General features: G+C 64.0%; 10 protein-coding genes. 6 read left to right on the top strand and 4 right to left on the bottom strand.

The window, feature by feature from the left end:
• Nucleotides 1-237 precede the first annotated feature (237 nt).
• A complete protein-coding gene (locus ACIQUB_RS10950) occupies nucleotides 238-1,098 on the top strand; it encodes a VOC family protein (protein ID WP_113239670.1) in 861 nt (286 codons plus the stop codon).
• Between the two features lie 64 nt (nucleotides 1,099-1,162).
• Here ACIQUB_RS10950 and ACIQUB_RS10945 read toward each other — a convergent pair whose 3' ends face one another.
• Nucleotides 1,163-2,089 carry a LysR family transcriptional regulator gene (locus ACIQUB_RS10945; protein WP_113239665.1) on the bottom strand — a complete coding sequence of 309 codons (927 nt, stop codon included), beginning with the start codon at nucleotides 2,087-2,089 and terminating at the stop codon, nucleotides 1,163-1,165.
• Between the two features lie 159 nt (nucleotides 2,090-2,248).
• Here ACIQUB_RS10945 and ACIQUB_RS10940 point away from each other — a divergent pair, with 159 nt between their 5' ends.
• The 3 genes from ACIQUB_RS10940 to ACIQUB_RS10930 all read left to right on the top strand — a co-directional run bounded on the left by ACIQUB_RS10940 (nucleotide 2,249) and on the right by ACIQUB_RS10930 (nucleotide 6,494).
• On the top strand, nucleotides 2,249-3,829 hold the full coding sequence (locus ACIQUB_RS10940) for an MFS transporter (RefSeq protein WP_402929397.1): 1,581 nt from the start codon (nucleotides 2,249-2,251) through the stop codon (nucleotides 3,827-3,829).
• Nucleotides 3,830-4,030: 201 nt separating this feature from the next.
• Nucleotides 4,031-5,197, top strand: a complete 1,167-nt coding sequence (locus ACIQUB_RS10935; RefSeq protein ID WP_113239667.1) for an AI-2E family transporter — start codon at nucleotides 4,031-4,033, stop codon at nucleotides 5,195-5,197.
• Nucleotides 5,198-5,204: 7 nt separating this feature from the next.
• Nucleotides 5,205-6,494 (top strand): FAD-dependent oxidoreductase, encoded by a 1,290-nt coding sequence (locus tag ACIQUB_RS10930; protein WP_113239668.1) that lies wholly within the window; start codon nucleotides 5,205-5,207, stop codon nucleotides 6,492-6,494.
• Nucleotides 6,495-6,766: 272 nt separating this feature from the next.
• On the opposite strand, the gene ACIQUB_RS10925 is transcribed toward ACIQUB_RS10930, so the two are convergent.
• Complete coding sequence (locus ACIQUB_RS10925; RefSeq protein ID WP_113239156.1) at nucleotides 6,767-7,639, bottom strand: polysaccharide deacetylase family protein; 873 nt, start codon at nucleotides 7,637-7,639, stop codon at nucleotides 6,767-6,769.
• A 147-nt stretch (nucleotides 7,640-7,786) separates the two neighbouring features.
• The gene (locus ACIQUB_RS10920) at nucleotides 7,787-8,206 is read right to left on the bottom strand and encodes a helix-turn-helix domain-containing protein (protein ID WP_113239155.1); all 420 of its coding nucleotides are present in this window, start codon (nucleotides 8,204-8,206) and stop codon (nucleotides 7,787-7,789) included.
• A 104-nt stretch (nucleotides 8,207-8,310) separates the two neighbouring features.
• Here ACIQUB_RS10920 and ACIQUB_RS10915 point away from each other — a divergent pair, with 104 nt between their 5' ends.
• Nucleotides 8,311-9,429, top strand: a complete 1,119-nt coding sequence (locus ACIQUB_RS10915; RefSeq protein ID WP_402929396.1) for an NADH:flavin oxidoreductase — start codon at nucleotides 8,311-8,313, stop codon at nucleotides 9,427-9,429.
• Nucleotides 9,430-9,515: 86 nt separating this feature from the next.
• Here the strand turns inward: ACIQUB_RS10915 and ACIQUB_RS10910 are convergent, their stop codons facing one another.
• On the bottom strand, nucleotides 9,516-9,920 hold the full coding sequence (locus ACIQUB_RS10910; RefSeq protein ID WP_018902520.1) for a DUF930 domain-containing protein: 405 nt from the start codon (nucleotides 9,918-9,920) through the stop codon (nucleotides 9,516-9,518).
• 282 nt (nucleotides 9,921-10,202) lie between these two features.
• Between ACIQUB_RS10910 and ACIQUB_RS10905 the strand changes: the two genes are divergently transcribed.
• Nucleotides 10,203-12,311 (top strand): S9 family peptidase, encoded by a 2,109-nt coding sequence (locus ACIQUB_RS10905; protein WP_402929395.1) that lies wholly within the window; start codon nucleotides 10,203-10,205, stop codon nucleotides 12,309-12,311.
• The last annotated feature ends 32 nt before the right edge of the window (nucleotides 12,312-12,343 follow it).

Here is a 12,343-nt window from a genome sequence, read left to right as displayed (position 1 = left end):
TCACGTGCGGCAGTCGTCAATGGATATCGAACGCTTCATCGTCAAAAACGGGACTTCTGTGAACAATCGCGATGCGCCATATAGGATGCAAGTACAGCGGCCAGAGGACCCATCACACGCATGAACCGGCGAACCTTCCTTGGCATCGCTATGGGCAGCAGTTTGCTGCCCGAGGGCAGCATCTTTGCTGCCGGCGCCGGTACGCCCTCCGTATCCCGGGCAGGAGACCCTAAGATGATCACCACACAGACTTCCTACGCGCTGACGCGCCCTGCCTATGTCGATCACTCGCATCTCGTCGTGACCGACCTCCCCACCGTTTCGGCCTTCTACCAGTCGATGCTCGGGCTCAAGGTCATCGAGAAGACGGCGAGCGGCGAAGTGCTTGGCGTTGGCGAAACGCCGCTTCTGACACTGACGACGGGCAAGGATGTGCGCACCGCGCCGCGCAATGCCGCCGGCCTCTTCCACACCGCTTTCCTGATGCCGTCACGCGTCGAGTTGGCGCGCTGGCTGCGCCATGCCGCGCATAACAATGTGGTTCTCGACGGCGCGTCCGACCATCTGGTCAGCGAGGCGATCTATCTCTCCGATCCCGAGGGCAACGGCATCGAGATCTATTCGGACCGCTCGCCGATGCAGTGGAAATTCCACCAGGACGGACAGGTGGAGATGGCGACCCACCGGCTCGACCTGCAGGCGCTCTATGAGAGCGCGCCTGACGATACGTGGACCGGCATGGCCGATGGCTCGGCGATCGGCCACATTCACCTGCAGGTCGGCAACATTCCCGAGGCAGACCAGTTCTATCGCGACGTTCTCGGTCTGAAGATCATGGCGCGCTATCCCGGCGCCAGCTTCTTTGCCACCGGCGACTACCACCACCATGTCGCCGCCAACATCTGGAACAGCCGCGGCGCCGGCGCCCGCACCGAGGCGATGACCGGGCTTTCCGACTACGCACTGCGCTTCAACGATACCGCGGCCCTCGACAAGGCCGTCGCCAAGCTCGACGAACTCGAGATCAAGAGCGAGAAGCGCGACGGCGGCGTGTTCCTGCGCGATCCCTGGGGGATCGGGCTGACGCTGTCGGCGTAAGTTCCTCTCCAAAGATGATTGTTGCAGCGCCCACCTTTCGGTGGGCGTTTTGCATTCCAACCCCTCACGTCGGCCATGCCGGCGCGGCCGGGCTTTCGAAGTGGTCGGCGAAGAGGGTTTCGGTGAGGTAATCGACCAGCACGCGGACCTTGGGCGACAAATGCCGGTTCGAGGGCCAGAGCATGTGGAACTGGCCGGGGCCGTCGATATGATCGTCGAGCACGGTGCGCAGCCGGCCTTCCGCCAGCCGCCGCCGGGCCAGAAAATCCGGCATGCAGCCGATGCCGAGACCGGCTTCCACCGCACCGCCCAACGCTTCCATGTTGTTGCAGACCAGCAGGCTGCGGATCGGCAGTTCCGGCGCGCCTGATGGCATGGAAAGCGGCCAGTCCTGCAGCTTGCCGCTGTTGGGAAAGCGAAAGCGGATGGCGGCGTGGCCGGCGAGATCGGCCGGGATCTTCGGCGTGCCGTGCGCCTCCAGATAATCGGGTGCTGCGCAGAGCAGCATGCGGAATGGCCGCAGCGCCCGCGACATCAACCGGGAATCCTGCAAATGACCGCTGCGGATCGCCACATCCACGCCCTCATCGATCAGATCGACGATGCGGTCGTTGAAATCGAGATCGAGCTCCACCTCCGGATAGAGGCGGACGAAGCCGGGCACGACGGGCAAAAGAAGATGATAGCTGACCAGCGGCAGGCTGAGGCGCAGACGGCCGCGCGGGGTGGCGACGGCGGCCGCAAGCGAGGCCTGCGCGTCCTCGAGATCGTCAAGCACACGGCGGCAGCGCTCGTGAAACAGCCGCCCCTCCTCCGTCAGCCTTATGCTGCGCGTCGAGCGTTGGAAGAGCCGCACGCCGACCTGCCGTTCCAGCGTCGTCACCGCCTTGCCGACGGCGGAGGCCGACAGGCCGAGCACGCGCCCGGCGGCGACGAAGCTGCCGAGATCGGCGGTTTTCACGAAGGCCGACAAGCCGCTGAGCTGATCCATATTGCGCTTTCCACGCTCCCTATTCGAGCGAATTTTTCCATGATGAACGGCATCATAGGCCGCTTATCGCGATATTGAAGCGAATTTATCTTGTCTGTGTCCTTGGCGATAGGCCTCCCGCTATCGCCGCGCTTCACCTTTCACACAGGCGGATTTCTCATGACACGACAACTCTCGACACCGCTTGGCGCCGCCGGCGCAAGCCGAACCGGCGGCGCCCGGAAGATCATGGCGCTGGTCGGCATCTGCGCTGCCGCAGCCGCCATGCCGCTGACCTTCACCGGGCCGGCGGTGGCACTGCCGGCGATCAGCCGCGATCTCGGCGGCAGCCCGATCGCGCTCAACTGGGTGACCAACGCCTTCATGCTGACCTTCGGCAGCAGCCTGATGGCATCAGGCGCGCTCGCCGACAGCTATGGCCGCAAGCGCATCTTTCTCATCGGCCTCGTCGCCTTCCTGCTGTTTTCCGCAGGCCTCGCCTTCGCCCCCGATATCGTCTGGTTCGACGTGCTGAGAGCGTTGCAGGGCATGGGTGCGGCGGCAGCCTTTTCCGGTGGTATGGCGGCGCTGGCGCAGGAGTTCGACGGCAATGCGCGGATGCGGGCCTTCAGCATCGTCGGCTCCAGCTTCGGCGTCGGCCTCGCCTTCGGGCCGATCGCCTCTGGCTTTATGGTCGACAGCTTCGGCTGGCCGGCGATCTTCGCGCTCGTCGTGGGGTTGGGCACGATCGCCTTTGTGCTCGGCTCCATCTTTCTGCACGAGACGCGCGATCCGGAGGCCAAGGGGCTCCACTGGCCGGGTGCTGCAAGTTTCACGCTGGCCTTGGCGCTGTTCACCTATGGCGTGCTGCTGGCGCCGGAGAATGGATGGGGCAGCCCCTCCGTCGTGGCGCTGCTCGTCGCCTCGGCAGCGCTTTTGGCGGGCTTCTGGCTGATCGAGCGGAGAACGGCGCGGCCGATGCTCGACCTGACGCTGTTTCGCTATCCGCGCTTCGTCGGCGTGCAGCTTTTGGCCGCCGCACCGGCCTACGCCTTCGTGGTGCTGCTCATTTTGCTTCCCGTGCGCTTCGTCGGCATCGATGGCATGAGCGAGGTGGGCGCCGGGCAGATGATGATCGCGCTATCCGGCCCGCTCCTGGTGCTGCCCGTCGTTGCAGGGCTCTTGACGCGCTGGTTCACCGCCGCCGTCATCTGCGGCGTCGGACTGCTGATCGCGGCGGGTGGGTTGTTCTGGCTGTCGACCATTCCGGCAGGCGTGCCGGCCTCGCAGCCGCTGCTTCTGATCGGGCCGCTTCTGACGATCGGCATCGGCATCAGCCTGCCCTGGGGCCTGATGGACGGGCTTGCCGTCAGCGTGGTGCCGAAGGAACGGGCCGGCATGGCGACCGGGATTTTCAGCACGACCCGCGTTGCCGGCGAAGGGGTGGCGCTTGCCATCGTCAGCGCGGTGCTTTCGGCGCTGGCTGGCACCCGGCTTGGGTCAGGTCTTGGTGGGTCAGGTGAAGAGGCGGCGCGGGCGGCGCAACGCTTGGTGACCGGCGATCTTGGCGCGGCGGCAGCCGTCATGCCTCAGATGAGCCGCGAGGCGCTGGCGCTGAACTACGCGCAGGCCTTCAGCACGCTGCTAATCCTCTTGGCGAGCATCACCATTTTCACGGCGGTCGTGGTGGTGGCGTTTCTCGGCCGCAAGGAGCCGGAGACGGCCTCGGAAGCCGCCGTTTGTGACAGTCCGGCAGGCTGACATATCGGATCTGGCAGGGCCGCGACGGTGCTCCGATCGGGCACGAAACGCAGCGGCCCTGCCTCCCCGCCGTTGCGTTCCTGATGATGCGCCTCAGATGAGGCGAGAATTCGGCATTCCCACTTTGACACAGGCGGAACCGGAATGAGTTTCGCGGCGTTCTAGGTGCGAAGCACAGGGGCTTCCGGGGAACGACTTTTCATGGGTATTGCCAACGGCATTCGCAAACAGGCGAGCAAGATCGCAATCGGAGAGCGGCGGGTCAGTTCATGGGCGAAAAACATGACTGACGCAGAGGAAGCCTTAATACAGGCGCCGGTGCGGCGGCTGGAGAAGGATGGCCTAGACATTTCAATGGCCTGGGCGATCATCGGCATCTTCGTGATCCTCGCTCTTTCCGCCGTCTACATGATGTCGCTGGTTCTGATCCCGCTGACGCTTGCCATCGTCGTCGGCATGATCCTCGGGATGCTGGCGGAGAAGCTGACGAAGATCGGCGTGCCCCGGATTACCAACGCCGTGATCCTGTCTTCAGCCGTGGCGCTCATCATCTTCCTCGTCGCCAATTCGCTTGCAGGCCCGCTGACGACGCTTGCCAACGAGGGACCGGACTTTGCCGAGAAGACGGCGAACCGGCTGATGCCCTACCTCGAGCGCATCAAGTGGCTGCACATCACGCCCGAAACCTTCCAGAGCGGCCCGATGTCGGCAGAGAAACTGCTGGAGAATACCGGCAACATCCTGCATCTCGTGACAGCGAACCTGACGCCGGCCCTGGTACAGGCGCTGATCTTCTTTGCGGCGCTGCTGCTCTTCCTGATGGGCCGCGTCAGCCTGCGCAAATCGATCATCATGGTGTTTCGCGAGCGCTCGCAGCGCCTCGCCGCCATCCGCGTCATCAGCAGCGTCGAGCAGGTGCTCGGCTTCTACTTCGCCACCGCCTCCGTCATCTATGCCTGCCTCGGCGTCGTCATGACCATCATCGCCTATGCCGGCGGGTTGCCGTCGCCGGTGCTCTGGGGCTTCTTCGCGTTTCTTTCGAGCTTCATCCCCTATCTCGGGATCACCATGATGACGCTCGCGATCGCGATTGCCGGCATCATCACGCATGATGCGCTCGTCCTCGGGCTGATCCCGGCAGCGGCCTTCTTCACCGTCCACCTTCTGATGGAAAACCTGATCTTCCCGGCGGTGATGGGACGGCGGCTGGAGATCAACGCCTTCGTGGTGTTCCTGGCCATTCTGTTCTGGACCTGGATGTGGGGTGCGGTCGGCGCTATGCTGGCGCTGCCCTTGTCGCTGATCGTCATGACCATCATCGACGAGCTGTTCATCGAAGAAAAGCAGCAGCCGCAACTGCCGAAGTGAGGCCGCCATGTCCGAGATAGAGCTGAAAAGCCTGAGCCAGGATCGATTGACCAGTGGCCGTTCGCCCTGGGGAAACGGCGTGAGTCGCCCCGTCTTCGCACCGCTCACCGATCATCTCCAGGTCGACGCACTCGTCATCGGCGGCGGCGTGACCGGGGCGCTGATGGGCCAGCATCTGGCCGAGCGCGGCATGTCGGTTGCGATCGTCGACCGCGAGCATCCGGGGCTGGGAAGCACCGCCGCCAGCACCGCGATGCTGCAATGGGAGATCGACAAGACGCTGACGGAACTCGAGCAATTCTACGGCTTCGAGCGCGCCGTCGGCATCTACAGGCGCAGTGCGGCCGCCGTTTCCGGTCTCGCCAAGCTGATTGCCGCCTACCGCATCGACTGCGCCTTCCAGCCGCGCCGGTCGCTCTATCTTGCCAGGAATCACGAGGGCGCGCGCGATCTCGCGGTCGAGGCCGAACTCAGGCAGCGCGCCGGGCTGCCGAGCCGCTATCTCGAACATTGCGATCTCTTCACCGAATTCGAGATCGACCGCGACGCCGGCATCCTGTCGCGCGGCTCGGCGGAGGCCGACCCGCTGCTGCTGACATGGGCGGTGCTGCGAATGGCTAACAAGGATGGCGCGCGGCTCATCGATGCGTCCGTCACGAGGCTGCACAGCGAGGGCAACCGCGTGACAGCGGAAACCGACGGCGGCTTCATGATCGAGGCGAAGATGGCAGTGCTCGCCACCGGCTACAGCCTGCCAGATATCGCGATGCCGAAGCTGCACCGCACGACATCCAGCTGGGCGATGGCGACCGTGCCGCAGGAGCCGGGCACGCTGTGGCGCGACCAGGCACTGATCTGGGAGGACAGCCACCCCTATCTCTACATGCGCACCACGCATGACGGCCGCATCGTTGTCGGCGGCGAGGATGACGACACGGTCGATCCGGCCGCGCGCGACGCCAAGGCGCCGGAGAAGATCATGACCATCCGCGAGAAGATGAAACTGATCTGGCCCCGCGCCGACACCCGCGTCGCCACCGCCTGGTGCGGCACCTTCGGCGAGACAGTCGACGGCCTGCCGCTGATCGGGCCTGTGCCGTCATTGCCGCATGTCTATGGTGCCTATGGTTATGGCGGGAACGGGATCACGTTCTCGTATCTGGCGACGCAGGTGATCGGGGCGATGATGTCGGGGACGTATCGCGATTGGTTTGATGATTTCGCGATGGATCGGGATGGGCCGGGCGGCGGTTCGCGGCGGGATGAGGCGGCGCGGGTGGAGATGGTGGTGAGGTAGTGGGGTTGGCGGGGCTTAGGTTCTAACGGGGGAGTTCTCTCGCTAGGTTTTACCGTGCGATACCCCCCTCTGCCCTGCCGGGCATCTCCCCCACAGGTGGGGAGATTGGCTGGGCTTGGCCGCTCGCTCCGACATCAACGTTTGGATGGGAAGCACGTCACGAGTCGATCTCCCCCCTTGTGGGGGAGATGTCCGGCAGGACAGAGGGGGGTAACACGGGTTCGGATCTATCGACTGTCGTTTCCGCAAGTTAGCGCCAGTAGAGAGCCACCCTACTCCGTCGTATCATCATCCCCACGATCCTCGACATCCTGCAGCCGCACGAATTCCGTGCCCTTGGCCTTGAGATCGAGGATCGCCTTCGCGACCCCCTCGCCGGCGGCATGCGTCGGCTGGTTGATGTGGGAGATGACGACGTCGCCGTCCTTGGCGGACGAGATGCGTTTCTCGGTGATCGCAGCACCGAGAAGCGAGCCGCCGTCGCCGTTTACCGAGTAGCCGGCGATGCGGTAGCCCATGGCGCGGATCTGGGCGATCGAAGAGAGGTCGTATTTGGCGGTCGAGCCGCGGAACCAGCGGGGGGCCGGGATGCCGGAGGCGAGCATGGCGTCGGCGCCGCCCTGGACTTCGAGGCGCACGGCTTCGGGAGAACCTGCGGACGCGATGCCGTAGATCGATACCGGCTTGTCGACGGCGGGGATATGGTTCTGGCCGTGATTTTCCAGTTCGAACAGATCGGGATTGGCGAGCATGACCTGCAGCGCTTGCGGATTGTGCTTCAACCAGCGGGCGGTGACGAAGATCGTCGCCGGAATGCGTTCAGACACCAGCACCGAGAGGATGCGCTCGTCGGCCTTGCCCATGCAGGCATCGAAGGTGAGCGCGACGCGGGCATGGCCCTTGATCTCTGAGCGGGCGACGCGCAGGTGCGGCTCGACGAGCTTTGTGGATGATGTCTGCTTGGGCGGCGTCTGCCTGGGCGCGGCCTTCGGCGCCGTGTTCGCGGTCCCCGGGTTCGACGATAGCGGGACAACGGGCGCCGGCATGGTGGCCGCAACAACGGGCTGGATCGTCGCCGTTTGCCCGGCAGCGGCAGTTGCGACCGGGGCAAGGAGCAGCGCCGAGGCGAGGACGAGGTTTTTCATTGTGCCGGGACCGTGGAGTTCAAACCGAGTTCAGATGGCAGCAGCCGTATAGTGATCGCATCGGCCGCTTCCACGGCAAATTTACGGCCGGTTCGGCGCATTGCTGTTTCTGTCGATAAATAAGTAGCTGCCGCGCGGCAAGTGCGGTCAGCCGGCCGAGCGCTCGTCGAAGGCGGCGCGGGCTTTTTCCACATCCGGCAGGTAGTCGATCGTCCAGGCATAGAGCGCCTTGAACGGCGTCTGCAGCGAACGCCCGAGCGGGCTGATGCGGTATTCGACCGCAACAGGCGAGACGGGAATGACCTCGCGCGTCACCAGCCCGTTGCGCTCCAGGCGGCGCAGTGTCTGGGTCAGCGCCTTCTGGGTGATGCCGCCGAGCTGGCGCTTGATGGCGTTGAAACGCAGCGGGCCGCGATCGAGCACCGTCAGGATCATCATCGACCATTTGTCGGCGATCTGGTCGAACAAGAGCCGGCTCGGGCAATCGACGACGAAGCTCTGCTCGATCGCCTCGGGGCGGTCCGCCCGGCAATTGACGGGGGCTGCGATCGGCCGATGTTCGTTCATGGCGGTTTCCTCGATGCTACCTAGGCGCTCCGCAGTGCCTCATTGACACTAGGTATATAGAATATACTTAAGGCGCGCCACCTTTCTACAGGAGTTTGCCCGTAATGAATGCAGCTGACGTCAACGCGCTGTTTGCGCCGTTCAAGATCAAATCGCTCGACCTCAAGAACCGTATCGTCATGGCGCCGATGACGCGGACCTTTGCGCCCGATGGCGTTCCGGGGGCCGATGTCGAGGCCTATTATCGCCGCCGCGCCGAAGACGGCGTCGGGCTGATCCTTTCGGAAGGCACCGTCATCGACCGGCCGGCGGCCAGCAACCATGAGCGGATCCCCTTCTTCCACGGCGAGAAGTCGCTTGCCGGCTGGAGCAAGGTGATCAAGACGGTTCACGACAAGGGCGGCAAGATGGGGCCGCAGATATGGCATGTCGGCTCGGTCGCGCATCCCGCCGGCGACTGGCCGGCGAGCGGCGTCGAAAGCCCGTCCGGCCTGCTTGCGCCTGAGACGCCGCGCGGCGAAGCGATGAGCGAGGAAGACATCGCCGACACGATTGCAGCCTATGCGCGGGCCGCCGCCGACGCCAAGCGCTTGGGCTTCGACACGTTCGAAATCCACGGCGCGCACGGCTATCTGATCGACCAGTTCTTCTGGGCCGGCACCAACAAGCGCACCGACCGATACGGCGGCGCCACGCTGAAGGAACGCGCCCGCTTCGCCGCCGATGTGGTGAAGGCGATGCGCGAAGCTGTCGGTCCCGATTATCCGATCATCCTGCGTCTCAGCCAGTGGAAGCAGCAGGACTACAAGGCGCGGCTCGCCGAAACGCCTGACGCGATGACCGACTGGCTGATGCCGCTGGTCGAGGCCGGCGTGGATGTGCTGCACTGCTCGCAGCGCCGCTTCTGGGAGCCTGAGTTCCCCGAGATCGACGGCGAACAGGGGCTGAATTTCGCCGGCTGGGCGAAGAAGCTCACGGGTGCCGCAACCATCAGTGTCGGCTCTGTCGGCCTTTCCGGCGATTTCATGGCGGCGTTCGGCGGCGAGAGCTCGAGCGTCGTCGGGCTGGACAATCTGGTGCGCCGCATGGAGCGCGAGGAGTTCGACCTGATCGCCGTCGGCCGCGCGATCCTAAGCGACCCGCAATGGGTGACCAAGGTGCGCACCGGCGACAACGAAAACATGCGCCCGTTCACGGCAGCAGCCTTCGGCGAGCTGGTGTAAGGCGTCTTAGCCCATATGAATGCGAAACGGCGGCTCCATCAGGGCCGCCGTTTTGCTTTGGTCTGGACGAGAGGCTCTCAGGCTACTCAGTCGTAGAGGTAATATTTGGTCCACTTGTCGCGCGGAACCTTGTCGCCGATCTGGTAGCTCAGCTCGCGCACATTGATGTGCTGCGGACCGGTGATGCAGCTGTAGGACAGGTGATACCAATCGCCCTTGCTGCGGAAGACCGCGCCGGGGGCTTCCAGTCGGTCGTCGCTCGGGACCGGGTCCTTGAAGGTGTAGGCGATCACCTTGTCCGGCTTGTAGCCGGTGGCGTCCTTGTTGATGCGGCTCATCGCCTCGGTGTCGCAGCTCTGTTCGAGGCGCGTCGCGGGGTCGAGCTTTTCGAGCTGCTTCTTGATCGCCGGATCGACGGCGAATGCGGTGGGTGCAAAGGCGGAGGCGGCAAGGCTGAGAGCGGTCAGAACGAGGGCGATACGTTTCGGCATTACTGAAGAAATCCTTTGCAAGCTCATTCCGGAATGCTGCGCGGCCGGCTCAGTAAGGGCAACCTTGGAGGCCGCCCGGCCATGGCAGAATTCCGCACGATGGGAGCGGACTTTCTTAAATATTGTGGTCACATCAAGGCAAGGTGAGGATTGCTTGGGTTTTGCACAGTCACCATTTAGCGAGCGTCGCATGGCACTCTTGCGCGTGGCTTTTGCCGCTTGATCGACAGCGCTTGCGTCTCTATCTCTTCACAACCTGAAATGCCGACCCCGGAGCTCCCCTTGTCCGTCTTCAAAGATCTGCCGAACCCGCCCGTTGCGCCGAAGAAGCCGCATTCCGACACGCGTCACGGCATCACCCGCACGGACGATTACGCCTGGCTGCGCGCCGACAACTGGCAGGCGATGTTCAAGGATCCCTCGATCCTCGACCCCGAGATCCGCAAGCATCTGGAGGCGGAAAACGCCTATATGAACGCGGCGATGGAAGACACCAAGCCGCTGCAGAAGACGCTGTTTGCCGAGATGCGCGGGCGCATCAAGGAAGACGACAGCTCGATCCCGATGAAGGACGGGCCTTTCGCCTATGGCACCTTCTTCGTGACCGGCGGCGAGCAGCCGCGCTACTTCCGCATCCCGCGCGACGCCGACATCAAGGACGAGAGCCAGCGTACCGTGCTGCTCGACGGCGACAAGGAAGCCGAGGGCAAGGCCTATTTCCGGCTGGCCGGCATCGACCACTCCACCGATCACGATCGCGGCATCTGGGGTTATGACGACAAGGGTTCGGAATTCTACACGCTGAAGGTTCGCGACCTCAAGACCGGCGAGGACCTGCCCGACCTCATCGAGAACACCGGCGGCGGCGGCGCCTGGGCGCCCGACGGCAAGAGCTTCTTCTACTCTGCGCTCGACGAGAACCACCGCCCCTCGAAGGTGTTCCACCACATCATTGGCACGCCGCAATCGGAAGACCGTCTGGTCTACGAGGAAGAGGATGCGGGCTTCTTCATGGGCGTCGGCGGTTCGCTGCTCGACGACTTCATTTATATCGACATTCACGACCACGAGACCTCGGAATATCTCTTGATCCCGACCAGCGACCTCACCGCCGAGCCTAAGATGGTCGCGGAGCGCCAGGAGGGTATCGAGTACACGCTGACCGAGGGCGGCGACGTGTTCTACATCCTGACCAACGACGGCGACGCCAAGGATTTCAAGATCATGGAAGCGCCGGTCGATAATCCCGGCAAGCAGAACTGGCGCGAGGTGGTGCCGCACAAGCCGGGCACGCTGATCATCAGCCACATGGCCTATGCCCGCCACCTGCTCTGGCTGGAGCGCAAGGACGGTCTGCCGCAGATCATGATCCGGGACCGGGCGACCGGCGAGGAGCACGCGATCGGCTTTGCGGAAGAAGCCTATTCGCTCGGCCTGCAGGGTGCGGCCGAATACGACAGCGACGTGATCCGCTTCTCCTACTCCTCGATGACGACGCCATCGCAGCTCTACGACTACAACATGGTGACGCGCGAGCGCACGCTGTTGAAGACGCAGGAAGTGCCGTCGGGCCACAACATCGACGACTATGTCACCCGCCGCGTCTTCGCGCCTGCCTGGGATGGCGTCGAGGTGCCGGTGACGCTGCTTTATCGCAAGGACACGCCGCTCGACGGCTCCGCCCCTTGCCTGCTCTACGGCTACGGCGCTTATGGCGTGACCATTCCGGCGAGCTTCAACACCAACTGCCTGTCGCTCGTCGACCGCGGCTTCGTCTATGCCATCGCCCATATCCGCGGCGGCAAGGACAAGGGTTTCGCCTGGTACGAAGACGGCAAGATGGAGAAGAAGACCAACACCTTCAAGGACTTCATCGCGGCGGCCGACTATCTGAATCAACAGAAGTTCACCTCCTACGCAAACATCATCGCCGAGGGCGGCTCGGCCGGCGGCATGCTGATGGGGGCGATCGCCAACATGGCGCCGGAGAAATTCGCCGGCGTCATCGCCGCCGTTCCCTTCGTCGACGTGTTGAACACCATGCTCGACGACACGCTGCCGCTGACCCCGCCGGAATGGCCGGAATGGGGCAACCCGATCGACAGCCGCGAGGAATACGACCAGATCGCCGCCTATTCGCCCTATGACAATGTGGAGGCCAAGCCCTACCCGCCGATCCTGGCGCTGAGCGGCCTGACCGACCCGCGCGTGACCTATTGGGAGCCGACCAAATGGGTGGCGAAGCTGCGCGACAAGTCCACCAGCGGCGCGCCGGTGTTGCTGAAGACCAACATGGACGCCGGCCATGGCGGAGCGTCCGGGCGGTTTCAGCGGCTGGAAGAGGTTGCGTTCGAGTATGCGTTTGCGGTCAAGGTGGCGGGGAAGATGTAATCCGCTTGCGGGGTGCCGTGGGGTTACCCCCC

The sequence above is a fragment of the Rhizobium sp. NPDC090275 genome, from assembly GCF_044772225.1.
Taxonomy (GTDB): Bacteria; Pseudomonadota; Alphaproteobacteria; order Rhizobiales; family Rhizobiaceae; genus Rhizobium.
This window is presented reverse-complemented; position numbering and strand designations above follow the sequence as displayed.